At 62.8% G+C, this 24431-nt stretch carries 27 protein-coding genes; 13 read left to right on the top strand and 14 right to left on the bottom strand.

Annotation, left to right across the window (positions count from 1 at the left end; all coding sequences use genetic code 11):
- Nucleotides 1-248: 248 nt before the first annotated feature.
- From AC0Z42_RS09550 to AC0Z42_RS09540, 3 genes are read right to left on the bottom strand one after another with little or no spacing between them, the layout of a single operon-like run.
- A complete protein-coding gene (locus AC0Z42_RS09550; protein WP_485467988.1) occupies nt 249-1418 on the bottom strand; it encodes a vWA domain-containing protein in 1170 nt (389 codons plus the stop codon).
- Complete coding sequence (locus AC0Z42_RS09545; RefSeq protein ID WP_485467987.1) at nt 1412-2035, bottom strand: GNAT family N-acetyltransferase; 624 nt, start codon at nt 2033-2035, stop codon at nt 1412-1414. The genes AC0Z42_RS09550 and AC0Z42_RS09545 overlap by 7 nt, the downstream gene beginning before the upstream one ends.
- Before the next feature lie 9 nt (nt 2036-2044).
- Nucleotides 2045-2914, bottom strand: coding sequence for an AAA family ATPase (locus AC0Z42_RS09540; protein WP_485467986.1), 870 nt, complete (start codon nt 2912-2914; stop codon nt 2045-2047).
- Nucleotides 2915-3136: 222 nt separating this feature from the next.
- Between AC0Z42_RS09540 and AC0Z42_RS09535 the strand changes: the two genes are divergently transcribed.
- The gene (locus tag AC0Z42_RS09535) at nt 3137-3466 is read left to right on the top strand and encodes a c-type cytochrome (protein WP_485467985.1); all 330 of its coding nucleotides are present in this window, start codon (nt 3137-3139) and stop codon (nt 3464-3466) included.
- Nucleotides 3467-3477: 11 nt separating this feature from the next.
- A complete protein-coding gene (locus AC0Z42_RS09530) occupies nt 3478-3819 on the top strand; it encodes a c-type cytochrome (protein WP_485467984.1) in 342 nt (113 codons plus the stop codon).
- On the opposite strand, the gene norR is transcribed toward AC0Z42_RS09530, so the two are convergent.
- On the bottom strand, nt 3816-5366 hold the full coding sequence (norR, locus tag AC0Z42_RS09525) for a nitric oxide reductase transcriptional regulator NorR (protein WP_485467983.1): 1551 nt from the start codon (nt 5364-5366) through the stop codon (nt 3816-3818). The genes AC0Z42_RS09530 and norR overlap by 4 nt on opposite strands.
- 149 nt (nt 5367-5515) lie before the next feature.
- On the opposite strand from norR, the gene nirK reads away from it, so the two are divergent.
- The 3 genes from nirK to AC0Z42_RS09510 are packed head-to-tail and all read left to right on the top strand — an operon-like array spanning nt 5516 to nt 9968.
- On the top strand, nt 5516-6976 hold the full coding sequence (gene nirK / locus AC0Z42_RS09520) for a copper-containing nitrite reductase (protein WP_485467982.1): 1461 nt from the start codon (nt 5516-5518) through the stop codon (nt 6974-6976).
- 25 nt (nt 6977-7001) lie between these two features.
- On the top strand, nt 7002-7679 hold the full coding sequence (gene ytfE, locus AC0Z42_RS09515) for an iron-sulfur cluster repair protein YtfE (protein WP_485467981.1): 678 nt from the start codon (nt 7002-7004) through the stop codon (nt 7677-7679).
- A 15-nt stretch (nt 7680-7694) separates the two neighbouring features.
- Entirely contained in the window at nt 7695-9968 is a 2274-nt protein-coding gene (locus tag AC0Z42_RS09510; RefSeq protein WP_485467980.1) for a nitric-oxide reductase large subunit, read from the top strand.
- Between the two features lie 33 nt (nt 9969-10001).
- Here AC0Z42_RS09510 and AC0Z42_RS09505 read toward each other — a convergent pair whose 3' ends face one another.
- From AC0Z42_RS09505 to AC0Z42_RS09480, 6 genes are all read right to left on the bottom strand, one after another.
- Nucleotides 10002-10385, bottom strand: a complete 384-nt coding sequence (locus tag AC0Z42_RS09505; protein WP_485467979.1) for a DoxX-like family protein — start codon at nt 10383-10385, stop codon at nt 10002-10004.
- Nucleotides 10382-10852 carry a DUF2269 family protein gene (locus AC0Z42_RS09500; protein ID WP_485467978.1) on the bottom strand — a complete coding sequence of 157 codons (471 nt, stop codon included), beginning with the start codon at nt 10850-10852 and terminating at the stop codon, nt 10382-10384. The genes AC0Z42_RS09505 and AC0Z42_RS09500 overlap by 4 nt, the downstream gene beginning before the upstream one ends.
- Nucleotides 10849-11181 carry a hypothetical protein gene (locus tag AC0Z42_RS09495; RefSeq protein WP_485467977.1) on the bottom strand — a complete coding sequence of 111 codons (333 nt, stop codon included), beginning with the start codon at nt 11179-11181 and terminating at the stop codon, nt 10849-10851. The genes AC0Z42_RS09500 and AC0Z42_RS09495 overlap by 4 nt, the downstream gene beginning before the upstream one ends.
- 171 nt (nt 11182-11352) lie before the next feature.
- Nucleotides 11353-11775, bottom strand: coding sequence for a DUF1841 family protein (locus AC0Z42_RS09490; RefSeq protein ID WP_485467976.1), 423 nt, complete (start codon nt 11773-11775; stop codon nt 11353-11355).
- Between the two features lie 72 nt (nt 11776-11847).
- Nucleotides 11848-12315 carry a DUF1203 domain-containing protein gene (locus AC0Z42_RS09485; RefSeq protein ID WP_485467975.1) on the bottom strand — a complete coding sequence of 156 codons (468 nt, stop codon included), beginning with the start codon at nt 12313-12315 and terminating at the stop codon, nt 11848-11850.
- Nucleotides 12316-12375: 60 nt separating this feature from the next.
- On the bottom strand, nt 12376-13269 hold the full coding sequence (locus AC0Z42_RS09480; protein ID WP_485467974.1) for an AraC family transcriptional regulator: 894 nt from the start codon (nt 13267-13269) through the stop codon (nt 12376-12378).
- Nucleotides 13270-13418: 149 nt separating this feature from the next.
- Between AC0Z42_RS09480 and AC0Z42_RS09475 the strand changes: the two genes are divergently transcribed.
- Both AC0Z42_RS09475 and AC0Z42_RS09470 read left to right on the top strand, forming a co-directional pair.
- A complete protein-coding gene (locus AC0Z42_RS09475) occupies nt 13419-14171 on the top strand; it encodes an SDR family NAD(P)-dependent oxidoreductase (RefSeq protein ID WP_485467973.1) in 753 nt (250 codons plus the stop codon).
- Nucleotides 14172-14187: 16 nt separating this feature from the next.
- Nucleotides 14188-14586 carry a VOC family protein gene (locus AC0Z42_RS09470; RefSeq protein ID WP_485467972.1) on the top strand — a complete coding sequence of 133 codons (399 nt, stop codon included), beginning with the start codon at nt 14188-14190 and terminating at the stop codon, nt 14584-14586.
- Between the two features lie 195 nt (nt 14587-14781).
- Here AC0Z42_RS09470 and AC0Z42_RS09465 read toward each other — a convergent pair whose 3' ends face one another.
- On the bottom strand, nt 14782-15039 hold the full coding sequence (locus tag AC0Z42_RS09465; protein ID WP_485467971.1) for a hypothetical protein: 258 nt from the start codon (nt 15037-15039) through the stop codon (nt 14782-14784).
- On the opposite strand from AC0Z42_RS09465, the gene mqo reads away from it, so the two are divergent.
- Entirely contained in the window at nt 15038-16642 is a 1605-nt protein-coding gene (mqo, locus tag AC0Z42_RS09460) for a malate dehydrogenase (quinone) (protein WP_485467970.1), read from the top strand. The genes AC0Z42_RS09465 and mqo overlap by 2 nt on opposite strands.
- 88 nt (nt 16643-16730) lie before the next feature.
- On the opposite strand, the gene AC0Z42_RS09455 is transcribed toward mqo, so the two are convergent.
- The gene (locus tag AC0Z42_RS09455; protein WP_485467969.1) at nt 16731-17363 is read right to left on the bottom strand and encodes an RNA pyrophosphohydrolase; all 633 of its coding nucleotides are present in this window, start codon (nt 17361-17363) and stop codon (nt 16731-16733) included.
- 204 nt (nt 17364-17567) lie between these two features.
- Between AC0Z42_RS09455 and AC0Z42_RS09450 the strand changes: the two genes are divergently transcribed.
- Nucleotides 17568-19304 carry a proline--tRNA ligase gene (locus AC0Z42_RS09450; RefSeq protein ID WP_485467968.1) on the top strand — a complete coding sequence of 579 codons (1737 nt, stop codon included), beginning with the start codon at nt 17568-17570 and terminating at the stop codon, nt 19302-19304.
- A 14-nt stretch (nt 19305-19318) separates the two neighbouring features.
- On the top strand, nt 19319-19918 hold the full coding sequence (locus AC0Z42_RS09445) for a lytic transglycosylase domain-containing protein (RefSeq protein ID WP_485468169.1): 600 nt from the start codon (nt 19319-19321) through the stop codon (nt 19916-19918).
- Nucleotides 19919-20199: 281 nt separating this feature from the next.
- On the opposite strand, the gene AC0Z42_RS09440 is transcribed toward AC0Z42_RS09445, so the two are convergent.
- On the bottom strand, nt 20200-20625 hold the full coding sequence (locus AC0Z42_RS09440; RefSeq protein ID WP_485467967.1) for an SWIB/MDM2 domain-containing protein: 426 nt from the start codon (nt 20623-20625) through the stop codon (nt 20200-20202).
- 322 nt (nt 20626-20947) lie between these two features.
- Complete coding sequence (ffh, locus tag AC0Z42_RS09435; RefSeq protein WP_485467966.1) at nt 20948-22315, bottom strand: signal recognition particle protein; 1368 nt, start codon at nt 22313-22315, stop codon at nt 20948-20950.
- Nucleotides 22316-22511: 196 nt separating this feature from the next.
- Here ffh and AC0Z42_RS09430 point away from each other — a divergent pair, with 196 nt between their 5' ends.
- The 3 genes from AC0Z42_RS09430 (at nt 22512) to AC0Z42_RS09420 (ending at nt 24431) form a co-directional block, all read left to right on the top strand.
- Nucleotides 22512-23021, top strand: coding sequence for a sigma-70 family RNA polymerase sigma factor (locus AC0Z42_RS09430; protein ID WP_485467965.1), 510 nt, complete (start codon nt 22512-22514; stop codon nt 23019-23021).
- On the top strand, nt 23018-24004 hold the full coding sequence (locus AC0Z42_RS09425; RefSeq protein WP_485467964.1) for a FecR domain-containing protein: 987 nt from the start codon (nt 23018-23020) through the stop codon (nt 24002-24004). The genes AC0Z42_RS09430 and AC0Z42_RS09425 overlap by 4 nt, the downstream gene beginning before the upstream one ends.
- A gap of 148 nt (nt 24005-24152) precedes the next feature.
- On the top strand, nt 24153-24431 hold the full coding sequence (locus AC0Z42_RS09420; protein ID WP_485467963.1) for a hypothetical protein: 279 nt from the start codon (nt 24153-24155) through the stop codon (nt 24429-24431).

Genomic DNA, 24431 nt, shown 5'->3' with positions numbered 1-24431 from the left:
GCTGGCGCGGCAAGCACATATGGTGCAGCGGTAATGCAATTGTTGCGGGGGCGCTGTTGCGTGCTTCCTGATGCGCCGATTCTACCGGAGCAGGGCGCACGCACGCTGTACGCAATCGAACGGTGCACCGGCCATGGCGGCCGTGCACGGGGTGCTGCAGGGGGCGGGAACTTGCCCGCCAGTTGGTGTCGTGCAGCAGTGTACGGCATGGCGGCCTGCTGCCGCCATGGACTTTTCGTTATGCGCTGTTACTTACTGAGCAGTCGCATGCCCCGTTCCAGGCCATCGATCGACAGCGGGAACATGCGGTCATTCATCAACTGGCGCATCACGCCGATCGACTGGCGGTATTGCCACAGGCCTTCCTGCTCGGGATTGAGCCAGATGAATTTCGGGAACGCTGCCGTGAAGCGGGCCAGCCAGGTCGATCCCGCTTCCTCGTTGTTGTACTCGACCGAGCCACCCGGATGCAGGATTTCATACGGGCTCATGGTGGCGTCGCCGACAAAGATCAGCTTGGTATCGGCCGGGTATTTGCGCAGCACGTCCCAGGTAGGAAAACGCTCGGCGTTGCGGCGCCGGTTGTTCTTCCACAGATAGTCGTAGACGCAGTTATGGAAGTAATAAAACTCCATGTTCTTGAATTCGGTTTTTGCTGCCGAGAACAGTTCCTCGGTGCGTTCGATATGGTCGTCCATGCTGCCGCCCACGTCGAACAGCATCAGCACCTTGATGCGGTTCTTGCGCTCGGCGCGCATGCGGATGTCGAGGTAGCCCGCGTTGTTGGCGGTGGCGGCGATGGTCGCGTCGAGCGCCAGTTCGTCCTGGGCGCCTTCGCGCGCGAATTTGCGCAGGCGCCGCAATGCCACTTTCAGGTTGCGCGTGCCCAGTTCGCGCTCGCCGTCGTAATCCTTGTAGCTGCGCGCTTCCCATACCTTCACCGCCGTGCGGTTGCCGCCCTTGCCGCCGATGCGGATGCCTTCCGGATTGGTGCCGCCATTGCCGAACGGCGAGGTGCCGCCGGTGCCGATCCACTTGCTGCCGCCTTCGTGGCGTTCCTTCTGTTCCTTCAGCAGTTCATTGAGGCGGTCCATCAGCTTGTCGTAGCCGAATTTTTCCAGCTGGGCCTTCTGTTCATCGGTCAGCTCGCGCTGCATGCGCTGCAACAGCCAGTCGAGCGGAATCGCCGCATTCGTGTCAAAGGCGGCATTGATGCCCTTGAAGTACTGCGCAAAGGCGCGGTCGAACTTGTCGAAATGCGCTTCGTCCTTGACCAGCGTCAGGCGCGACAAATAGTAAAAATCGTCCATCGAGGCGTCGATCACGTTCTTTTGCAGCGCCTCCAGAAGCGTCAGGAATTCCTTGATCGAGACGGGAATCTTCGCATCCTTGAGCGTGAAAAAGAAGTCGATCAGCATGGCGCCTCTCCTGAGCGGGGTAGCGCCACGATGGGCCGTTGCGCCAGCTTGTAGCGCAGGTGGGCGGCAATTTCCGGCCATTCGCCGCGCGTGATGCTGTACATGACGGTGTCGCGCACGGTGCCGTCGCGCCGCAGCGCATGGTTGCGCAGCACGCCATCTTTTTTCGCGCCCAGGCGCTCGATGGCGGCCTGCGAAGCGTGGTTGAAGTTGTCGGTGCGCAGGCCAACCAGCGCGCAAGCGAGGGTATCGAAGGCGTGCGTCAGCAGCAGCAATTTGCAGGTGGTATTGACATGGCTGCGCTGGCAGCGTTTGGCGTACCAGGTATAGCCGATTTCCACCCGGCCCACCTCGGGCAGCACGTCGTGGTAGCTGGTGGTGCCCAGCACTTCGCCGCTGGCGCAATCGATGACCGCAAAGGCAAAGCGCGACGGGCGCATTTCAATCGCCTTGAAGATGTATTGTTCCACCTGGTCCGGTTCGGGCACCGAGGTGACGCGCAACTGCCACAGCTGGCCGTCGGCAGCCGCCGCGCGCAGGCCTTCGGCGTGGTGCGGCGCCAGCGGTTCGAGGCGGATGCCGTTCAATTCAAGGCTGACGGGAGCGATAGGGTTCACCGGCGCTCCTTAGCGGTTGGTGCGCGACATGAACATCAGGCGCTCGAACAGGCTCACGTCCTGCTCGTTTTTCAGCAGCGCGCCGTGCAGCGGCGGCACCACCGTCTTGTTGTCGCTGCTGCGCAGGGCTTCGACCGGAATGTCTTCGGCCAGCAGCAGTTTGAGCCAGTCGAGAAACTCCGAGGTCGAAGGTTTCTTTTTCAGGCCCGGCACGTCGCGTACGGCGTAAAAGGTCTGCAGCGCCTGCGCCAGCAATTCCTGTTTCAGGTTCGGGTAATGGACGGCGACGATCTGCTCCATCGTGTCCTTGTCGGGGAATTTGATGTAATGGAAAAAGCAGCGGCGCAAAAAGGCGTCGGGCAGTTCCTTCTCGTTGTTCGAGGTGATGATGACGAGCGGGCGGTGCAGCGCCCTGACCATCTCGCGCGTTTCATAGACATAGAATTCCATGCGGTCGAGTTCGCGCAGCAAGTCGTTGGGGAATTCGATATCGGCCTTGTCGATCTCGTCGATCAACAGCACCACCGGCTCGGGCGCCGTAAACGCCTGCCACAGCACGCCCTTGACGATGTAGTTCTGGATATCGCGCACGCGCTCGTCGCCCAGCTGCGAGTCGCGCAGGCGCGACACGGCGTCGTATTCGTACAGGCCCTGCTGGGCCTTGGTGGTCGACTTGATATGCCACTGCATCAGGGGCATGTCCAGCGCGGCCGCCACTTCCTCGGCCAGCATGGTCTTGCCGGTGCCAGGCTCGCCCTTGATCAGCAATGGGCGCTGCAGGGTCAATGCCGCATTCACGGCCAGTTTCAGGTCGGCGGTGGCGACGTAGTTGTCGGAGCCTTCGAAGCGGTGGCCTTGCTGTGGGTGCTGTGCTTGCATGAGCGATCCTGCCAAAATAGGGAAAGACCGAGTATAAACAGAACCGTGGCGCGCCGCCACGCCACGCTCCTGTCGCGGTACGCGCACAAGCCGGTCATGCAGGTGGACTTGCAAGAATATCTTGGTTAGAATCGGCAACTACCAGCTTAATTGTCAACATATAAGATCAACAAAAACCAGCCTTTGCGTTTCTCCGATTACCTTTGTTCACTCTGTGCCAATATGAAAAAAATAATTGCACTTCTCTTGCTTGCCGGCATATCCAATGTCGTCACGGCAGCTGACATCGTAGGAAACGCCAAGGCCGGGACAGCCAAGGTGGAAATGTGTATCGGATGCCACGGCATCCCCGGCTACAAAGCCACTTTTCCTGAAGTCTTCCAGGTGCCGATGATAGGCGGGCAACCCGCCAAATATATCGAAAATGCGCTCAAAGCGTACCAGAAGGGCGACCGCAAGCACCCCACCATGAAGGGCATCGCCGCCAGCCTGTCGGACCAGGATATCGCCGACGTTGCGGCCTATTATTCGCAACAAGCCAAGCCCAACTGAGGACCAGCCAGATGAAAAGAATACTCGCCGCCCTGTTGTGCTCGGTAGTCTCCTGTGCGGCCATGGCCGCCGGCAATATCAATACGGGCAAGGTCCTGGCTGAAAAATACAGCTGCGCCACCTGCCACGGCAAGGATTACGCCTCGCCGATCGACCCTTCCTATCCCAAGCTGGCCGGCCAGCACCGCGATTACCTGGAACATGCGCTGACCGCCTACAAGCGCGGCGACGCACCCAATGGCCGCAACAACGCCATCATGACAGGCCAGGTCAAGCCGCTGAGCAACCAGGATATCAAGGACCTGGCGGCCTATTTCCACAGCCTGCCGAAAAGCCTGGTGCTGCGCCGTTAAGGTTTCAGCCCGACCCGCTTCGCCAATTTGTGCAGATTGCTTGCGTCCAGCCCCAGCTGGCGCGCGCTGGCGGCCCAGTTGCCCTGATGCTGGCTTAACGCCTGGCGGATCGCCTGGCGCTGGCTCGCTTCGACGATCTGCTGCATGGTGGCCTGCTGGTCGTGTGACTGCGGCGGCGGTGGTGCGTCATTTGCGCCGCCAGGCATCTCGACGCCGTCCAGATCCAGCATGTCCGGCTCCAGTGTCATGATCTGCTTGCGGTCCGCGCCCCGTATCACCGCTTTCAGCGCGGCGCGACTGATCACATGTTCCAGTTCACGCACATTGCCGGGCCAGCGGTAGTGGCGCAGCGCGTCTTCGGCGGCGTTTGACAGCCGCAGGCTGCGCAGGCCCAGGCGCGCCCGGTTCAGTTCCAGGAAGCGCCCGGCCAAGAGCAGCACATCGTGGCCCCGTTCGCGCAGCGGCGGGATCGGCACCGGATACACCGACAGCCGGTGATACAGGTCGGCGCGAAACGTCCCGTCGCGCACATGGTCGCGCAGGCTGCGGTTGGTGGCGGCGATCACGCGCACGTTCACCCTGCGCGGCTGGTCGGCGCCCAGGCGCTGGATCTCGCCGTTTTGCAGGGTGCGCAGCAGCTTGGCCTGTATCGACAGCGGCAATTCGCCCACTTCATCCAAAAATAGCGTGCCGCCTTCGGCCGCTTCGAAGCGGCCCGGCCGGTCGCTGACGGCGCCCGAGAACGCACCGCGCGCATGGCCGAACAACTCGCTTTCGGCCAGCGACTCGGGCAAGGCCGCGCAATTGACATGCACCAGCGGCTTGCCAGCCCTGCGCGACAGCCGGTGCAGCCGGTGCGCGCACAATTCCTTGCCGACGCCCGTCTCGCCCAGCAGCAGCACCGGCAGTTCCGAGTCGGCGACGACTTCGAGTTCATGCAGCAGCTGGGTGATGGCCTCGCTCTGGCCCAGGAAATCGCTGTCCTCGCGTGGCGTAGCGGCGTTGGCGTGCGCCTGGGCGGCGGCGCCGGACACGCGCAGGGCGCGGATTTCCGCTTCCAGCCGCGTCACGCGCACGGCCGCTTCGATGGCGCACGCCAGTTCGCCCAGCTCGCGCTGCGCCTGGCTGTCAAAAGCACCGACCTGCAGCGCGTCCAGAGTCACCACGCCCCAGCGTTCTCCTTCCAGGTGCAGCGCCATGCCCATGCAGTCGTGCACCGGCAGCGGCTCGCCCGGGCGCTCGGCGATCAAGCCATCATAAGGGTCGGGCATGGCACTGTCGTGGTGGAAGCAGGTCACGCCGCGCCGGCGCAGGATGGTTGCCAGGCGCGGATGGTCCTGGACCAGGAAGCGGCGGCCCAGGGTATCGCTGACCAGGCCGTCCATGGCCACCGGCCGCAGATGCTCGCCGTCGAGTTTCAACAGGGCTACTGCGCCGCAGCCGAAGTGGGCGCGCAGGCTGACGACCAGGCGCTGCAGGCGCACCGCCACCGGCAGGTCGGCCACCAGGTCGGTCAGTAAAAGAAGATGGGTAGTGGTAATGGTCATGATGACCATGGAGGGTACGCGCTACCCTGTCTGGCAGGGTCATCATGACCCTGTGTTTTTCAAATCCTTGATTTGAAACGGCTTTTTCCTGGCATGCGAGTTGCGTTATTACAACTGCCAACTCGGCATACAAGAACAAGGATAGCCTCATGAAACCGTCTCTCCCCCTCGCCACCATCGCCGCCGCCCTGTGCCTGCTGTTCATCGATGCGCCGGCGCTGGCCGCCACCGCCGCGGCGCCTGCCGCCAAAGCCACAGCGTCCACCGCGCCGGCCATCCGCCGCCATGAACTGCAAACCAATATCGTCGACGGCAAGATGGTGTTTGTCGATGCCAAGGGCCAGGTCAACCCGCTGTTGACGGCCAATACGGGCGACACCATCGAGCTGGTATTGAAAAGCGGCGAGGGTGCCGAGCATGACCTGGTGATCCCGGAGCTGAATGTGTCTTCCGCCAAGTTCAGCGCCAGCAGCGGCAAGGTCTCCCTGCGCTTCAAGGTGACAAAAGCCGGCAGCTTTACCTATTACTGCTCGATCCCCGGCCATCGCCAGATCGGCATGGAAGGCAAATTGCAGGTCAGCGGGCCGACCCTGGCAGAAGCGGCACCGGCTGCCAATACCGGCAGCGACGCCAGCTCGGCCGCGCTGGCGCTGTACACCCCGGCGCCGTCGCCGATGCGCGGACCGGACCCTGCGGCCGTCAGCGTGGCGGCCAATCCGGCGCAGGTGCCCGCCGCCATCGGCGCGCGCGCGCCGCAGCTGCTCAAGTACCGCATGGAGACGGTGGAACTGCCCGGCAAGTTAGACGATGGCACCACGTTTACCTACTGGACCTTCAACCGGCAAGTGCCCGGCCCCATGCTGCGCGCGAAGGTGGGCGACACGGTGGAGCTGACCCTGTTCAACGCCGCCGACAGCAAGATGATCCATTCGATCGACCTGCATGCGGTGACCGGCGGCCATGGCGGCGGCCAGCATACCCAGGTCGCGCCGGGCCAGGAAAAAACCGTCACCTTCAAGGCGCTCAACCCCGGCCTGTATGTGTACCACTGCGCCACGCCCCTGGTGCCGCAGCATATCGCGGCCGGCATGTACGGCATGATCCTGGTGGAACCGGAAGGCGGCCTGTCGAAAGTCGACCGCGAGTACTACGTGATGCAGGGCGAAATGTACACGGGCCGTCCGCATGGCGCGCCGGTGCACCAGGAAGCGAACCTGGAAAAAATGGCCAACGAGCTGCCCGACTACTACGTCTTCAATGGCGAAGTGGGCGCGCTCAGCAAGACCCACAAGCTGCAGGCGAAAGTCGGCGAGACCGTGCGCATCTACTTTGGCGTCGGCGGCCCGAACAAAATTTCATCGTTCCACATCATCGGCGAGATCTTCGACAAGGTCTATAGCGAAGGCTCGATCAGCAGCCCCAAACACGATGTGCAGACCACGCTGGTCGCGCCAGGCGGCGCAACCATCGTCGAACTGAAAGTCCAGCATCCGGGCAGCTATCTGCTGGTCGACCATGCGCTGTCGCGCGCGGGCAAGGGCGCCGTCGGCGTGCTGGAAGTCACGGGCGAACCGGTACCGGGCGTATTCCACGCCGGTGCCCACCAATAAATCACCCTAATTTCAAGGAGTAAGCATGGATTTCATCGACCAGTCCCTGGGCCAGTTGGCCCGCCGCATTCCGGGCGCGACGCGCCTGTTCGACGCCCACCATCTCGATTTCTGCTGCGGCGGCAACCAGACCTTGCGTGCGGCGGCGGCCGCTGCCGGCATCGACACGCAGCCCATCGTCGACGAGTTGCAGGTGCTGCAGTCGCGCGCCGACGCCTCGGGCGAAGGCGAGTGGCAGCATGCGACGGCCGGCGAACTGGTGGCGCACGTGCTGGCGCGCTACCACGCCGTGCACCGCGAGCAGCTGCCCGAACTGATACGCCTGGCGCGCAAGGTCGAGCAGGTGCATGGCGAGCGGGCCGACTGCCCGCACGGCCTGGCCGACCAGTTGTCAAGCATGGCGCAAGAGCTGGAAAGCCATATGCGCAAGGAGGAAAACGTGCTGTTCCCGATGATCACCAGCGGCCATGGCGCGATGGCGGGCGGGCCGATCAGCGTGATGCGCATGGAACACGACGAGCATGGCGTGGCGCTGCGCGCGATCGAGCAGCTGACGAACGGCATCGTGGCGCCAGGCGGTGCCTGCACCACCTGGCGCGCGCTGTACACGGGATTGCGCACCTTCCGCGAAGACCTGATGGCGCATATCCACACTGAAAACAACATCCTGTTCGAGCGCTTTGCGCCGGCCATGGTGCATTGACGAAGAAAGACCAAGATGGGTCAATATAAAAAACTATGGTTCACTTTGATCGGCGTGCTGATCGTGACCTTTTCGCTGCTCGGTTATTACGGCACCGAAGTGTACCGGCAGGCGCCGCCGATACCTGCGCAGGTCACCGCGCCGGGAGGCAAACTGCTGTTCGACCGCGAGGGCATCCTCGACGGCCAGACGGCCTGGCAATCGGTGGGCGGCATGCAGCTCGGTTCCATCTGGGGCCACGGCGCCTACCAGGCGCCCGACTGGACGGCCGACTGGCTGCACCGCGAACTGATGGCCTGGCTGGAACTGGCCGCGCAGGACCAGCAAGGCAAGGCCTACGCCGCGCTGGACGGCCCGGCGCAGGCGGCGCTGCGCGAAGCGTTGAAGCAGGAATACCGTGGCAATGGCGTCGATGCGGCGCAGGAGCTGCATCTGTCGGCGCGCCGGGTCGAGGCGATCCGCATCACCGCCGGCTACTATGACCAGTTGTTCTCGGACGCGCCCGCACTGCGCACCAGCCGCGAGCACTACGCGATGAAGGAAAACACCCTGCCGAGCAGCGAGCGGCGCCGCCAGATGACGCAGTTCTTCTTCTGGACCGCCTGGGCCGCCGCCACCGAGCGCCCCGGCCATGACGTCACCTACACCAACAATTGGCCGCACGAACCCTTGATCGGCAATCACCCCAGCGGCGAGAACGTGGTCTGGTCGGTGGCCAGCGTGGTAGTGCTGCTGGCCGGCGTCGGCTTCCTGGTATGGGGCTGGGCCTTCCTGCGAGATCATGACGAGCCGCTGCCGGCTCCGGGCGCGCGCGACCCATTGACCACATTTGCCCTGACACCTTCCCAGCGCGGGCTGGGCAAATACCTGTTCCTGGTCGTTGCCCTGTTCATCTTCCAGGTGTTTATCGGCGGCTTTACGGCCCACTACACGGTGGAAGGACAAACTTTTTATGGCATCGACGTGTCGCGCTGGTTCCCGTATGCGCTGACGCGCACCTGGCATATCCAGGCGGCGCTGTTCTGGATCGCCACCGGTTTCCTGGCCGCCGGCCTGTTCCTGGCGCCCCTGATCAATGGCGGCAAGGATCCCAAATGGCAGCGCGCTGGCGTTGACGTGCTGTTCTGGGCGCTGGTGCTGGTTGTCGTCGGCTCCTTCATCGGCAACTACCTGGCGATCGCCCAGGTGATGCCGCCCGAGTGGAATTTCTGGCTCGGCCACCAGGGTTATGAATACGTGGACCTGGGCCGCCTGTGGCAGATCGGCAAATACATCGGCATCCTGCTGTGGCTGGCGCTGATGCTGCGCGGCGTGGTGCCGGCGCTGCTGGTAAAAGGCGGCGACAAGAATCTGCTGGCGCTGCTGACCGCCTCGGTGGGCGCGATTGGCCTGTTTTACGGCGCCGGCCTGTTCTACGGCGAGCGCACGCACTTGTCGGTGATGGAGTACTGGCGCTGGTGGGTGGTGCATCTGTGGGTAGAGGGCTTCTTCGAAGTATTCGCCACCACCGCGCTGGCCTTTATCTTTTCGACCCTGGGCCTGGTGTCGGTGCGCATGGCCACCGCCGCCAGCCTGGCGTCGGCCTCGCTGTTCATGCTGGGTGGCATACCGGGTACTTTCCACCATCTGTACTTTGCCGGCACCACCACCCCGGTGATGGCGATCGGCGCCAGCTTCAGCGCGCTCGAAGTGGTGCCGCTGATCGTGCTGGGGCATGAAGCGTGGGAAAACTGGCGCCTGAAAGACCGCGCCGCCTGGATGGAAAACCTGCGCTGGCCCCTGATGTGCTTTGTCGCGGTGGCGTTCTGGAACATGCTGGGCGCGGGCGTCTTCGGCTTCATGATCAACCCGCCGATGGCGCTGTACTACATCCAGGGCCTGAACACCACGCCCGTGCATGCCCATGCGGCGCTGTTCGGCGTGTACGGTTTCCTGGCGCTGGGCTTTACCCTGCTGGTGCTGCGCTATCTGCGGCCTGATTATCAGTTCAGCAAGTCGCTGATGATGACGGCCTTCTGGGGCCTGAACGTGGGCCTGGTGCTGATGATCTTTACCAGTCTGCTACCGATCGGCATCATCCAGTTCCACGCCAGCGTGACCGAAGGCCTGTGGTATGCGCGCAGCGAGCAATTCATGCAGCAGCCGCTGCTGCAAAACCTGCGCTGGGTGCGTACTTTCGGCGATGTGGTATTCATCGTCGGCGCGGTGGCGATGGCGCTGCAGGTGGTGCTGGGGTTGCTGGGCAAGGCGAAGGCCTCCGTGCTGCCACAAGCGGTGCGGCCAGCCTGACCGAGTGTTGTTGATACCTCTCCCGAAGCCGTGCTAGCCACGGCTTTTCTCCTGCATCGCCAGGAAGACGAGGCCGGCGAGCAGCGGAATGTTTTTCGTCAGCGGCCCGAAAGGGTGGATCAAAAATTCCGGCAGGAAGATGGCGATCACCAGGGTATAGCCGGCCACCAGCGTGCACTGCGTCCACCACAGCCATGGCCTGGCATGGAACAGCGAGGCGATGCCCATCGCCAGGTCGGCCAGGCAGGAGGCGGCAAACACGTGTTCCGTATGCAGCGTGATGCCGCTGCGGCGCAGCCATGCGAGCGATTCGGCATGCGGATACAGATACCAGGATACAAACGCCGTCCATAGCCAGATGAAGGCCATGCCGAGGCGCATGGCCCAGTACAGCCGCTGCAGGTTCGCTGCCGTCATGGCGTGGGCTTGGCGACCATCAGCCAGTAGACCAGCATCAGCGCGACAAATGCCGGCACGCCGAGCCAGAACCAGCAGCGTGCATAGGTCCAGTACAGGCGGGGCAGCGGCGTGCCCGCGTCGTCTGCCAGGCGGGCCAGGTCGCGCATGCGGATCTGCAGCCACACCACGGGCAGCCAGCAGGCGCCGGCCAGCGCATACAGCAGCATCGAGGCGAAGACCCAGCCGGACATGATCGGATAGCCGGCCAGGTGCGCCAGCGCCAGTCCGGACAGCGGCTGGACGATGACGGCCGGCGTGGTAAACAGCCAGTCGGCCAGCACGGTCTTTTCGGCCGACAGGCGGATCGCGCGCACCTCGCCGCTTCGGTCGTTGATCCACTTGAAGAACGCGATGCCGATGCCGGTGCCAAACAGGATGGTGGCGCTGAGAATATGCAGCCATTTGACGAACAGATACCAGCTCATGCCGGCACCTCGGTCACGTCATGGCCTTGCAGTGCGGCCAAGTAGGCTTCCACCGTGAGCAGGCCGACGCAGGGCATCGCACCGCGCGGCAGCGGCGCGCCAGCGCTGCCGGCGTTGGCCAGGCGGTTCGCCAGCGCGATCGACGCGCCGCACGGGATATGCGGCCCGTGGTTTTGCGCCGCCAGCAATTGCCATGTCAGTATCAAAGGCAGGCCATCGAGCCCCGTGCCTTGCAAGGTCACGAACATCGCGCCCTTGTCGCTGACCAGCGGTTCCACCCAGTGGCTGATGGCGTGCAGCGGCCTGACCAGTGGCAGCAGGCTGCGCAACAGGCCCTGGCGGCGTCGCGCCCGGCCACCAGCAGATGGATCGCCTGGTTGCCGGCCAGCGCCGCGCAAATGCGGGTGCCGAAAAAGCCGTAACCACCGAGTACAAGAATCGTGTGAGAGGCCAAGATATCCTTTAGGGGATGCTTTTCTTGGCAACATGATACTACCTGGTCAGCGGCGCCGCACGCAGTCAATATACGCGTCGGTATCGGGCGGCAGGCCGGAACGCTGCGAGGCCCAGATCATCTGGCCCAGGCATTCCATCACTTCGTGTTGGGCGGCGTGGGCCGAATCGAGGCGCTGGGACAGCTGCTGGACCGCCGTGCGGATGCCGCGCGGCTGGTCCACCTGTACCTGTTCCGTGATCGACAGGTGCATGGACAGGTGCAAAAACGGATTCGCCTGGCCGCCTTCGACCGAATAGTCGCGCGCCAGCGCCGCTTCGACGTCACTCAATTCGTGTTCATATTCGGGATGCTCGAGGATCCAGTCGATCGCGATCGCTTCCATCGGCGACAGGATTTCACGGGCGCGGTGCTTGCGCAAGGTGTCGCAAAAGAAGCGGCGCACATCGTCGGAAGAAGGATTGAACATCGTTTTGGCTTGAGGCTGAAAAGGGCAGGCGATATTGTACCGCGTACGCGCAATGCGTACTTGCCCCCTGATTCAGGCCCGGTCAATGCGGCCCGCATAGCAACCCCGCCTGGCGTTATGCACATGGATATAGCCGACCGCCGGATCGGCAAACAGCCTTGCGATCACGCTTTCAATCGCCGTGCCTTCCACCACATCGGCGTCGAGCATCATGCCATGCTCATCATAGGCGCGCAGCGACAGCAGCCTGATTCGCAGCGAGTCCGGTACCTGGTCGACGGCGTCATACTGCTGCGTGGCGCCCTCGCGAATAAAAATCGCATGCGAGGCGCGATAGGGCGTGTCGGCATCCTGGCAGACGTGATTCAATAGCAGCACGGTCTGCCCCGGCTCGGCATCCTCCATGGTGATCCGGTCGGGAAAGCCAGGCTTCGTATCGACCATGTAACGCAGTACGCCGAGTTGTTTCAGTTCGGCCTCGGGCAGGCCATACAAGTGTTGAAACGGCAGCGGCGACAGGCCGGAAAGTCGGAAATGCATGCGGGACTCCTGTTGGGGAAAGCCGCATCAGACCAGTTTCACGGCATGCCGGCCATCCGTTTATTGCGATGGAATGCGAAAGCCGGCCACGATGCGCGCCGCGTCACGTGCCGGCGGCAGGCCGAAGGCCCGTGCATATTCGCGGCTGAACTGGGTCGCGCTTTCATAGCCCACGTCAAACGCGGCGGCGGTGACGCTCTTGCCGGCGGCCGTCAGCAGGGTACGCGCGCGCAGCAGCCGGATGCGCTTCTGGTATTGCAAGGGGCTCATGGCGGTGACGGCCTTGAAGTGGCGGTGGAACGCCGACACGCTCATCATCGCCTGTTCGGCCAGTGTTTCCACCGGCAGCGGCTGGTCGAAATCGCGGCGTATCACGGTGATCGCGCGGCTCACGCGGGCCATCGCCGTGTCGGGCGTGGCGATCTCGCGCAGCATGGCGCCATGCGGCCCTTGCAGTACCCGGTACAGGATTTCCCGCTCATAGGCGGGCGCCAGCGCGGCGATATCAAGCGGCCGGTCCATCAGGCGCAGCATGCGCACCCAGGCGTCCATCAGTTCTTCGGTCACGGCCGCCACCGAAAACCCGGCCACTGCGCGTTCCGCCCGGGCAGGTTCAGGCAAGTCGGCCAGCAGGCCGGCAATGATGGAAGGATCGAGCGTCAGCGCCACCGCCAGGTAGGGTTCGCCCGTGGCGGCCGGCCAGATGGTGCCGACGGCCGGCAGGTCGACCGACATCACGAAATAATTCGCAGGGCAGTAGTGCAGCACTTGTTCGCCGACCGTCATCGACTTGCTGCCTTGCAGGATCAGGTTGACCATCGGTTGATACACGGCCGCCAGTTCGTGTTCGGGGATGGCGCCCTGCACCATGGCCACCCGTGGGATGCCGGTCTGCGTCAGCCGGTTCTGCGCCCTGGCGGCCAGGGTCCTGAGTTCGTTCAATTGCGTATCCATGGCGCCATCTAATCGCAAACCGGACAAATGCACAAGCACGGAAACAAGCGAAAAGCAGAATCGGGCAGGTTTGCGGCAGGAAGCGGCACGCAAGACCATCCGCTGACGCCTACGATGGCGGCACTACCACACACCTCAAGGAGCTTCAAATGAACATCATCGTGATTACCGGCGGCAGCCGCGGCATCGGCGCCAGCACCGCACTGCAATGCGCCAGCAAGGGCATGGGCGTGGTCGTGACCTATAACAGCCATGCGGCCGGCGCCGACGCCGTGGTGCGGCAGATCGTCGCGGCCGGCGGCAAGGCGGTGGCGCTGGCGCTCGATGTCGGCAATGTCGCTACCTTCGCCGGCTTCCGCGACCGGCTGGCCACCGCATTGCACGCGACCTGGGGCCGCGACAGCTTCGATGGTCTGGTCAACAATGCCGGCTATGGCAACTTCAACGCCATCGCGTCCGTCACCGAAGCCGAATTCGACGGTCTGCTGAACGTGCACCTGAAAGGGCCGTTCTTCCTGACCCAGGCCTTGCTGCCGCTGCTGGCCGACGGCGGCCATATCGTCAACATGACCAGCGCTACCACCCGCGTGGCGACGCCCGGCGCCGCGCCGTATGCGGCCTTCAAGGGCGGCCTGGAAGTGCTGACGCGTTATATGGCGAAGGAATTCGGTGCGCGCGGCATCCGCGCCAACGCCATTTCGCCGGGCGCGATCCGCACCGACATGACCGGCGCGACGTTTGACCAGAACCCGGGATTCGAAACCATGCTGGCCGGCCAGACGGCGCTGGGCCGGATCGGCGCGGCCGACGATGTGGGCAAGGTGATCGCCAGCCTGTTATCGAGTGATAATGGCTGGGTCAATGCGCAGACGATCGAAGTCGGCGGTGGCTACAACATTTAAAAAAAGGAGCTGGGCCATGCTCGACCATGTCTTTATCAACGTCACGGATTTTGAACGTTCCATCGCGTTCTACAGTGCCGTGTTCCAGCCGCTCGGCATCAAAAGCCGGGTCGACTATGACGGCAAGGATGGCCCGCCCGGGCACCCGGATCTGAAGGGCTTCGGCGCCAACGGCCGCATCTTTTTCTGGCTGCGGCAGGGGGCGGTCGATGCGCGTGCGGCGCATGTCGGCTTCGTGGCCAACAGCTGCGCCGAGGTCGATGCGGCGTATGCAGCAGCGATCGGCGCCGGCGCTGTCGACAACGGCGCACCGGGTGCGCGCCTGTATTACGACCCGCGCTACTATGCCGCCAGTTTCTTCGATCCTGATGGCTACAGCATTGAAATCGTCTATAAAAGCTGGCAGCACCCGTAGTCAAAACCGCGCTTTCACACTTCCCCGGCGGCGGTTTCCACGCTGCCGCCGCCTCTTCAACCGCGTTTTGTTAACGTCCGGTTACGCCGAAATTAATACTCCAAAGTAAGTGTTATCCACGATCCTGGCGGCCCGGCAAGGGCAAATAACGGTGATAAAATCGCTGTTCTTGATATTTGCTATGGACATAGCCGTCTATTTGTTGTGATTTTGGCCCCGCGCGAGGGCCGAAACAACAGCGGCGCCGTGTTTTCCTTGTCCGCACCATCGCCACCCGATCGCTGCCGCCACCTGCGGCGCGGCGGCGGCATGCATGCTGGTTTCATCACCATCAATATCCACGATCCGGCCGTTTTTTGCGCTGGAGGGATAGCTGTTTTCCGATGATCTTGCACCTGCCGCCCTGGTGGCCTGGAAGAGCCAACCCTCAGTATTCATAACGGAGTTATCCATGCGTAAATCGCTATTAATTTTGATGTCGTGCCTGATCCTGGCGGCATGTGACAAGACGCCGCCGGCGTCGACGGACAAGCCGCTCGACGTGCTGCTGGTGGGCGCCGGCACCATGAGTGCCACCCTGGGCAGCATGCTCAAGGAACTCGATCCGTCGCTGACGATGGAAATGTTCGAGCGCATGGATTCCGTGTCGGCCGAAAGCTCGGACGCGATGAACAATGCGGGCACCGGCCACTCGGCGTTCGCTGAATTGAACTACACCCCGGAAGCGGCCGACGGCAGCATCGAAACCAAGAAGGCCGTTGCCATCAACGAGCAGTTCGAAGTTTCAAAGCAGTTCTGGGCCTACCAGGTGGCCAGCAAGCACCTGGGCGCGCCGCAGACCTTCATCAACAATGTGCCGCACATGAGCTTTGTGTGGGGCGACGACAATATCACTTTCCTGAAGAAGCGCTACGCCGCGCTGCAACAGGAAAACCTGTTCAAGGGCATGCTGTTCTCGGAAGACTACAACCAGATCGCACAGTGGGCGCCGCTGGTCATGCAAGGCCGTGACAAGAACCAGAAAGTGGCGGCAACCCGCATGGACATCGGTACCGACGTCAACTTCGGCAACCTGACGCGCGGCCTGGTCAAATACCTGACCGACAGCCACGGCATGACCTTGCACCTGCGCCACCAGGTGGAAGACATCAAGCGCGGCGCCGATGGCGTGTGGAACGTCACCGTCAAGAACCTGGCCGATGACACGGAAAAGAACGTGCGCGCCAAGTTCGTGTTTATCGGCGCTGGCGGCGGTTCGCTGCCGCTGCTGGAAAAATCGGGCATTCCTGAAGCCAAGGGCTTCGGCGGCGTGCCGGTCGGCGGCCAATGGCTGGTGACCACCAATCCGGCCCTGGTCGAAGCGCATGCGGCCAAGGTCTACGGCAAAGCCTCGGTCGGTTCGCCGCCGATGTCGGTGCCGCATTTGGATACCCGCATTATCGATGGCAAGAAAGCGCTGCTGTTTGGCCCGTTCGCCACCTTCTCGACCAAGTTCCTGAAAAACGGTTCGTGGATCGACCTGCCAGCATCGATCGGCACCGGCAATATCAAGCCGATGTTGCAAGCCGGCTACGACAATATTCCGCTGACCAAATACCTGGTGCAGCAAGTGATGAATTCGCCGGAAGATCGCCTGGCCACGCTGCGCGAATACCTGCCGAACGCCAAGATGGAAGACTGGACCTTGCAGAACGCCGGCCAGCGCGTGCAGATCGTCAAGGATGATCCGGTCAAGGGCGGCTTGCTGCAGTTCGGCACCGAAGTGGTCGGCGCCGCCGATGGCAGCATCGTGGCCCTGCTGGGTGCCTCGCCAGGCGCGTCGACTGCGCCGCCGATCATGATCAAGGTGCTGCAAACCGCCTTCAAGGACCGCCTGGCCACGCCGCAATGGCAGGCCAAGATGCTGGAAATGGTGCCATCGTATGGCCAGAAGCTCAATGGCGACCCGGCGCTGGCGAACAAGATCCGCCACTACAGCAGCGATATCCTGGGCTTGAAGGCATTCACGCTGGAAGTACCAGCCGCAGCTGCCGCGCCAGCGGTCGCGGCAAACTAAGAATCACGCCGGCGGCAAGTTTGCCGGCATAAAAAAAGGGCAGCCTGCGAGGGCTGCCCTTTTGCGTGGGACGCTGAATTGATGCCGGCTAAAGTTTGCCCGGCAGTATCAGTTCCGGTGTGGCGATTTCCAGTTTGCCTTCCTCGCCTGCCTTGGCCGCTGCACCGGCCTCTTGCGCACGGGGCGCATGGGGCTGGCGCAAATAGCGCGAGGTATGGCGGTGCGGCTGCTGCGTGTTGCCATGCACGGGCCAGGTCAGGAAGCGCGACAGCTCCTGCAAGGCGCGCTGGTAGACATCACGCTTGAATTCAATCACGACATCGAGCGGGACCCAGTACTCATGCCAGCGCCAGGCGTCGAACTCGGGATGATCGGTCAGGCGCAGGTTGACGTCGTTATCGCGCGCGCACATTCTCAGCAGAAACCAAATCTGCTTCTGGCCACGGTAATGGCCACGAATCTCGCGCTTGATGAAGTGATCCGGCACTTCATAGCGCAGCCAGTCGCGGGTGCGGCCGACAATTTTGACGTGTTCCTGTCTGAGTCCGATTTCCTCTTCAAGTTCGCGAAACATGGCTTGTTCCGGTGTTTCGCCATATTTGATACCGCCTTGCGGAAACTGCCATGAGTGCTCGCGCACCCGCTTGCCCCACCACACCTCGTTCTGGGCGTTTAGCAGGATGATGCCGACGTTGGGCCGAAACCCTTCACGGTCGAGCATAAAACACCTCAAACTTTCTGCGACAGCGCGTCTTTTTTTACATAAATGCCTACAACTCCGCGTGCCAACGGTCTTTTCGGGGTGCGAAAAGGGCTGGAATCGCACCAATTGAGCGCATTTGTATAAAGTATGGACGCATCAGCCAGCTAATCCTTTAAAATTAGGTTGATTATAACCCTCTCTTTTTAAAAAGAATTCACCGTTATGCGCGCCTCCCGTTTTTTTATCTCGACACTCAAAGATGCCCCTTCTGACGCGGAAATCGTCAGCCACCAATTGATGATGCGTGCAGGCATGATCAAACGCCTCGGTTCCGGCATTTATACCTACATGCCGATGGGCCTGCGCGTGATCCGCAAAGTGGAAGCCATCGTGCGCGAGGAGATGAACCAGGCCGCCGCCATCGAGCTGCTGATGCCGCTGGTACAGCCGGCCGAACTGTGGCAGGAGACGGGCCGCTGGGACAAGATGGGCGCCGAACTGATGCGCGTGAAAGACCGCCATGGCCGCGAATACGCGATCCAGCCGACCTCGGAAGAAGTCATCACCGACGTGGTGCGCACGGAAATCAAGTCCTACCGCCAGCTGCCGCTCAATTTTTATCATATCCAGACCAAGTTCCGCGACGAGCGCCGTCCGCGCTTCGGCCTGATGCGCGGCCGCGAATTCACCATGAAGGACGCCTATTCGTTCGACCGCGACCTGGCCGGCATGCAGGCGTCGTACAAGGTCATGTTCGACGCCTATACCCGCATCTTCACGCGCTTCGGCCTGAAGTTCCGTGCGGTGGCGGCCGACAACGGCGCCATCGGCGGCTCCGGTTCGCATGAATTCCACGTCATCGCCCATACCGGCGAAGACGCGCTGGTGTACTGCCCGACCTCGGACTACGCGGCCAATATGGAAGCGGCCGAAGCGCTGCCGTTGACGGGCGAGCGCGCCGCGCCTGCCCAGGAACTGGTGAAAACCGCGACCCCGGACACCGTCAAGTGCGAAACCGTGGCCGCCTTGCTCGGCATCGACCTGGCGCGCACCGTGAAAACCATCGCGCTGACGGCGGAAACCGAAAAAGACGGCAAGGTCACCAAACAGCACTTCATGCTGCTGCTGCGCGGCGACCATGAACTGAACGAGATCAAGGTCGGCAAGGTCGCCGGCCTGGGCGAGCACCGCTTCACCACCGAAGAAGAGCTGCTGGAAGTGTATGGCTCGATTCCTGGCTACCTGGGCCCGATCGGCACCAAACTGCCGGTGACAGTGGTGGCCGACCGCACGGTTGCCCAGATGAGCGACTTCGTCTGCGGCGCCAATGACGCCGGTTTCCATTACACGGGCGCCAACTGGGGGCGCGACCTGCCGGAAGCTGCCATTGTGGCCGACCTGCGCAACGTCGTCGCCGGTGACGCTTCGCCGGACGGCAAGGGCGTGCTGGCGATCGAGCGCGGCATCGAAGTCGGCCACGTGTTCCAGCTCGGTACGGCCTACTCGGAAAGCATGAAAGCCACCTTCCTTGACGAAAACGGCAAGCCTGCGCCGCTGCAGATGGGTTGCTACGGCATCGGCATCACGCGCATCCTGGGCGCCGCCATCGAGCAGAACTTCGACGACAAGGGCATTATCTGGCCAGCCTCGATCGCGCCATTCGAAGTGGTGCTGTGCCCGATGGGCATGGACCGCAGCGAACTGGTCAAGGAACAGACGGAACAGCTCTACGCGGCCCTGCAAGGCGCTGGCGTCGACGTCATCCTCGATGACCGCGGCCAGCGCCCTGGCGCCATGTTTGCCGACTGGGAGCTGATCGGCGTGCCACACCGCATCGTTATCGGCGAGCGTGGCCTGAAGGAAGGCAAGCTGGAATACCAGGGCCGCCGCGATACCGAGGCAACTGGCGTGGCGCCAAGCGACATCGTCGCTTTTATCCAGGCCAAAATGGCGCAGTGATCCGCGTGTTGTTCATGAAAACGGCCGGCGCGCTCGCGCTGGCCGCCTGCCTGGCCTGCGCTCCGCTTGCGCAGGCCGGCAACCAGAAGGAAGAAGCGCTGGCCGACTCGGTGCGCCTGGCGCTGTCGAATGCGATCCGCGACGAGCGCCCGCCTCAACCCACCTTTGCCAATCCGCTGGAGCTGCAACGCTACCAGCAATGGCTGGCGCAGATGTCGCAGCGCCTGCAGCGCAAACTCCCGGACACCCAGCTGCGCACGGAATTCCTGGAAACCGTCTGGTATGAAGCGCGCCGCGCAGGCCTGGAGCCGGCGCTGGTGCTGGGCCTGATCCAGGTCGAATCCGCCTACCGCAAATATGCCGTCTCGCTGGCCGGCGCGCGCGGCTACATGCAGGTGATGCCATTCTGGACCGGCGTGATCGGCGACCATGACCGCAGCAAGCTGTTTCACATGCAGACCAATTTGCGCTATGGCTGTGCGATCCTGCGCATGTACCTGGATATGGAAAAAGGCGATTTGTTCCTGGCGCTGGGGCGGTATAACGGCAGCCGGGGACGACCGGAGTATCCGAATGCGGTACGCGCCGCGTGGGTGCAGTGGGAGCTCAAATAGGCTGTCTGACGTATTGGAAGACGCAAAGCGTAAAAACGGCGGGCCGGAGACGCGAGCCCGAGAAAATGCCGATGGCGGCGTTGCAGCTCCTTGCCGTACATGCGTACTGTCTGCATCGCTGCGCCTTGCCCTCGACATTTTTCAGGCTCGCTGGCCCTATGCACCTGTGCGGGCTCCTGGGGGCGCTAACTTGACGGCATCAGGGGCTGACCCAAAAAAATACCCCGCTCGCAGTAAAGCGGCGGGGCACTCGCTCGGCTGGATGGCCGGCGGGTAGCTGATTATTTCAAATGATCGGAGATCAGTTTCGTCATTTCAAACATGGAGACTTGGGCCTTGCCGCCAAAAACGGCTTTCAGTTTGTCGTCGGCATTGATCATGCGGCGGTTGGCCGGATCTTGCAGGTCGAGTTTTTTGATGTAATCCCAGACCTTCTTGGTCACTTCAGTGCGCGGCAGTGGTGCTGCGCCAACGACGGCTGCCAGATCCTTGGATGGCGTCATTTCTTTCATGAAGGCTGCGTTTGGCTTGCGTGGTGTTGCCGGTGCTGCCGCTTTCTTCGCCGCTGCCGGTTTCGCAGCCGGCTTGGCTGCGGGTTTTGCCGCTGGTGCGGCTTTGGCTGCGGGTGCTGCTTTCTTGGCGGCTGCAGGCTTGGCTGCTGCTGCCTTGGCTGGCGCTGCTACTGGGGTTTTTTTGGCTGTTGCCATCTTCGAGCCTCCTTAACAAACACATGGGAAATTGCGCAATTAATCGCACGGCTAATATTGGTGGGGATTTACACAGTATGCAAGCGATTTTCACGTTTTCACGAGGAAAAAAGCAGCGAAAACCTCCCTCTGTCGCCCGGGCGCAGCTTGGAAGGGCTTGCCAGGGTGTTTTTGCCTGAAAACGGCATGGTTGCTGGCTATGCGGGGAGGGGGAAATGCCGGGCTGAGGAACATGCTGCCCGGCATTATTTAACATATCGTTTTACTGATTTTTGCGGCCGCAAAACAGCTTCCGGAACGTCGATCCGGAAGGCTCAATACCTTACTTCAGACCAGGCATCATGCCCTTCATACTGCGCATCATCTTCATCATGCCGCCGCCAGACAGTTTTTTCATCATCGTCTGCATCTGCTCGAACTGGTTCAGCATGCGGTTTACTTCCTGCACCTGCACGCCGGCGCCGGCGGCGATGCGGCGCTTGCGAGTGGCCTTGATCAGTTCAGGCTTGGCGCGTTCCTGCGGCGTCATCGAGTCGATGATGCCGCACATGCGGCGCACCTGCTTGTCGGCCTGGTCCATGTTCTTGCCGCCGGCGGCCTGCTGGAACTGGGCCGGCAATTTGTCCATCAGGTTGGCCATGCCGCCCATTTTCTTCATCTGGCCCAGTTGCGCCTTGAAGTCGTTCATGTCGAACTTGCCGCCGACCTTCATCTTCTGCGCCAGATCGGCCGCCGCCTTGCTGTCGACGCCCTTGCGCGCTTCTTCGACCAGCGCCAGGATGTCGCCCATGCCGAGAATGCGGTTGGCCATGCGGGTCGGGTCGAACGCTTCGAGGCCGTCGAGTTTTTCCGACACGCCGGCAAACTTGATCGGCTTGCCCGTGATATGGCGTACCGACAGGGCCGCGCCGCCGCGCGCATCGCCATCGAGCTTGGTCAGCACGATACCGGTCAGCGGCAGCGCATCGTTGAAGGCCTTGGCCGTGTTGATGGCGTCCTGGCCCAGCATGGCGTCGACCACGAACAGGGTTTCAATCGGTTTCACGGCCGCGTGAACGGCGGCGATTTCGCGCATCATCTCTTCGTCGATGCCGAGACGGCCGGCCGTATCGATGATCAGTACGTCGTGATAGTGCTTTTTCGCCCAGTCCAGCGCGGCCAGGGCGATATCGACCGGCTTGTCGGTGGCGGTGGACGGGAAGAAGTCGGCGCCGACCTGGCTGGTCACCGATTGCAGCTGGGCGATCGCGGCAGGGCGATACACGTCGGCCGAGACGGTCAGCACTTTTTTCTTCTTTTCTTCTTTCAGGTATTTGGCCAGCTTGCCGACGGTGGTGGTTTTACCCACGCCCTGCAGACCTGCCATCAAAATGATGGCGGGCGGCTGCTGCGCAAAACTGAGTTGCGACGCTTCGGGGCCGAGGTCGGCGCCCATGATGGCGGCCAGCTCGCGCTGTACCACGCCAACCAGGGCCTGGCCCGGCGACAGCGAGGAAATGACTTCCTCGCCCATGGATTTTTCCTTGACGCGGGCGATGAATTCGCGCACGGCGGGCAGGGCGACGTCGGCTTCGAGCAGCGCCAGGCGCACTTCGCGCAGCATTTCGGCGGTATTGGTTTCGGTCAGGCGCGCCTCGCCGCGCATGGTCTTGACGACTTTGGCAAGCCGTTGGGTAAGATTATCTAGCATGATCAACCTGCAGTGGAAAGCTTGGGAGTGGGCGGCTCTAGGCCGGACGATGGGCGCCATTTTACTCTATCGCGCCGTTGGGACGGTCGCGCATCGGCAGTGATAGCTTGGCATTTATGGCAATGCCATGATTGCATGCAGGGTCATTTCAGGGTTAAAATGAGAATAATTCTTATTTACATCACTGCCCAATGCCATGGCCGCCGCCGACTTTGTCCAGCAACAGCAACTGCACGCGCTCTACAGCAGCCATCACGGCTGGCTGCAGGGCTGGTTGCGGCACAAGCTGGGCAATGTGGGCGAGGCGGCCGACCTGGCGCAGGATACCTTTGTCAGCGTCTTGACGAGTGGCGCGGCGCCGCAGATCCGCGAAGCGCGCCCCTTCCTGGCCACCATTGCGCGCCGCTTGGTGGCGCACCGCTACCGGCGCCAAGTGCTGGAAGACGCCTACCTGGCGGCGCTGGCTTGCCTGCCGCCGGCCGTGGCGCCGGCGCCCGAAGAGCGGCTGCTGGCGCTGGAAGCCTTGCAGGAAATCGATGCGGCCCTTGACGGCTTGCCGCTGCCGGTGCGCACGGCCTTTTTGCTGGCCCAGCTCGAAGGCCTCAGCTACGCCGAGATCGCCGTGCGGCTCGATGTCTCGGCCAGTTCGGTCAAACAGTACCTGACGCGCGCCAACCGGCATGTGTTTTTTGCGCTGCCGTCGTGAGTACCTTGAGTACCTTGAACCAGCCTGCCTTCAGCGAGGCCGTGGCGCAGCAGGCGGCCGACTGGCTGACCGTGCTGATGTCGGACGAGGCGGGCGACGAGGAGCGCCGCGACTGGTTGCGCTGGCGCGACGCGGACCCTGAACATGCGCGGGCCTGGGCCCATATCGAAGCGTTTTCCCGGCGTTTTGGCAATGTGCACCAAGGGGCCGCCACACAGGCGCTGGCCAATGTAGCGCTACCTGCCGGCGGCAAGCGCCGCCAGTTGCTGGTGTGGCTGGGCGTGGCCGGTGGCGCCGGCCTGCTGGCCGCGCACAGCGGCGCCTTCGATGGTGCGCGCACCGTGCTGGCCGACTATCGCACGGCCACCGGCGAGCGGCGCGATGTCGCCTTGGCTGACGGCAGCGTCCTGACCCTCAATACCGCCTCGGCCGTCAACCTGCGCTTCGATGGCCATCAACGCCTGATCGAACTGCTGGCCGGCGAAATCATGGTGGCCAGCGGGCATGGCGCGGGCAGCGATGTGCCGTTGCTGGTGGCGACCCGCGAAGGCCGGGTGCGCGCGCTTGGCACGCGCTTTGCGGTGCGCCAGTGCGATGGCGTGAGCCACGTCGCCGTGTTTGAAAGCGCGGTCGAGATAAGCTCCGCGGACGGCATCGGCGCGCCGTTGCGGCTGGCCGCCGGCCACAGCGCCACCTTCACGCGCCAGCGTCCCGCCGCGCCACAGGCCATAGACGCCCACCTTGACGCCTGGTCGCGCGGCCAGCTGATCGTCGACGACGTGACCCTGGGCGAGTTCCTGGCCGACCTGTCGCGCTACCGCCCGGGCCTGATCCACTGCGCGCCGGAAGTGGCCCGGCTGCGCCTGTCGGGCGTGTTCCCGCTGTTCGACACGGAACGCATCCTGAACATGCTGCCCAATTCGCTGCCGGTGCAGGTGCGCAGCCGCACGCGCTACTGGGTCTCGGTCGAACCGGCGCCATAGCCGCCATCCCTCGAAAATAATATGCAGCAGGACTGCCCGATTTGCATGCTCGCGGCACCTGTATGTGAAGGGTGCGGTTTTCATCATCCATTTGACGCAGAGAGGCAGTAATGCAACAGAAACAAATAATCCACGGAGTGCCACAGCCATGAAATCGGCCCATATGCTGTTGTTGTCGCGCGTGCTGGCGGCCATTTTCGGCGGCTATGCCTTGACCTCCGGCGTGGCGGTGCTGCTGTCGGCCACGCTGCCCCTGTCACGCGTGGAAGCGGTGCAGACGGCCACCCTGAGCGCTTTTGTGATCTATACCTGCGCCGTGATCTGGGTGTTTTCGGTGCAGGACCTGCGCCGCGCCTGGCTCGGCATGCTGCTGCCGGCGATGCTGTGTGGCTGCCTGGGCCTGCTGCTGGCGCGGGGTGCCGCATGA

The organism is Janthinobacterium sp. 1L-D-8-B-C4, from assembly GCF_057291295.1.
The sequence above is the reverse complement of the archived record's forward strand: the minus strand, read 5'-3'. Positions and strand labels throughout refer to the sequence as shown.

Coding starts and splice junctions, on each gene's coding strand:
- AC0Z42_RS09550 (WP_485467988.1), bottom strand. CDS start 1,418: ATGCTGATCGACTTCTTTTTCACGCTCAAGGATGCGAAGATTCCCGTC.
- AC0Z42_RS09540 (WP_485467986.1), bottom strand. CDS start 2,914: ATGCAAGCACAGCACCCACAGCAAGGCCACCGCTTCGAAGGCTCCGAC.
- AC0Z42_RS09535 (WP_485467985.1), top strand. CDS start 3,137: ATGAAAAAAATAATTGCACTTCTCTTGCTTGCCGGCATATCCAATGTC.
- AC0Z42_RS09530 (WP_485467984.1), top strand. CDS start 3,478: ATGAAAAGAATACTCGCCGCCCTGTTGTGCTCGGTAGTCTCCTGTGCG.
- norR (WP_485467983.1), bottom strand. CDS start 5,366: ATGACCATTACCACTACCCATCTTCTTTTACTGACCGACCTGGTGGCC.
- nirK (WP_485467982.1), top strand. CDS start 5,516: ATGAAACCGTCTCTCCCCCTCGCCACCATCGCCGCCGCCCTGTGCCTG.
- ytfE (WP_485467981.1), top strand. CDS start 7,002: ATGGATTTCATCGACCAGTCCCTGGGCCAGTTGGCCCGCCGCATTCCG.
- AC0Z42_RS09510 (WP_485467980.1), top strand. CDS start 7,695: ATGGGTCAATATAAAAAACTATGGTTCACTTTGATCGGCGTGCTGATC.
- AC0Z42_RS09505 (WP_485467979.1), bottom strand. CDS start 10,385: ATGACGGCAGCGAACCTGCAGCGGCTGTACTGGGCCATGCGCCTCGGC.
- AC0Z42_RS09500 (WP_485467978.1), bottom strand. CDS start 10,852: ATGAGCTGGTATCTGTTCGTCAAATGGCTGCATATTCTCAGCGCCACC.
- AC0Z42_RS09490 (WP_485467976.1), bottom strand. CDS start 11,775: ATGTTCAATCCTTCTTCCGACGATGTGCGCCGCTTCTTTTGCGACACC.
- AC0Z42_RS09485 (WP_485467975.1), bottom strand. CDS start 12,315: ATGCATTTCCGACTTTCCGGCCTGTCGCCGCTGCCGTTTCAACACTTG.
- AC0Z42_RS09480 (WP_485467974.1), bottom strand. CDS start 13,269: ATGGATACGCAATTGAACGAACTCAGGACCCTGGCCGCCAGGGCGCAG.
- AC0Z42_RS09475 (WP_485467973.1), top strand. CDS start 13,419: ATGAACATCATCGTGATTACCGGCGGCAGCCGCGGCATCGGCGCCAGC.
- AC0Z42_RS09470 (WP_485467972.1), top strand. CDS start 14,188: ATGCTCGACCATGTCTTTATCAACGTCACGGATTTTGAACGTTCCATC.
- mqo (WP_485467970.1), top strand. CDS start 15,038: ATGCGTAAATCGCTATTAATTTTGATGTCGTGCCTGATCCTGGCGGCA.
- AC0Z42_RS09465 (WP_485467971.1), bottom strand. CDS start 15,039: ATGGATAACTCCGTTATGAATACTGAGGGTTGGCTCTTCCAGGCCACC.
- AC0Z42_RS09455 (WP_485467969.1), bottom strand. CDS start 17,363: ATGCTCGACCGTGAAGGGTTTCGGCCCAACGTCGGCATCATCCTGCTA.
- AC0Z42_RS09450 (WP_485467968.1), top strand. CDS start 17,568: ATGCGCGCCTCCCGTTTTTTTATCTCGACACTCAAAGATGCCCCTTCT.
- AC0Z42_RS09445 (WP_485468169.1), top strand. CDS start 19,319: ATGAAAACGGCCGGCGCGCTCGCGCTGGCCGCCTGCCTGGCCTGCGCT.
- AC0Z42_RS09440 (WP_485467967.1), bottom strand. CDS start 20,625: ATGGCAACAGCCAAAAAAACCCCAGTAGCAGCGCCAGCCAAGGCAGCA.
- ffh (WP_485467966.1), bottom strand. CDS start 22,315: ATGCTAGATAATCTTACCCAACGGCTTGCCAAAGTCGTCAAGACCATG.
- AC0Z42_RS09430 (WP_485467965.1), top strand. CDS start 22,512: ATGGCCGCCGCCGACTTTGTCCAGCAACAGCAACTGCACGCGCTCTAC.
- AC0Z42_RS09420 (WP_485467963.1), top strand. CDS start 24,153: ATGAAATCGGCCCATATGCTGTTGTTGTCGCGCGTGCTGGCGGCCATT.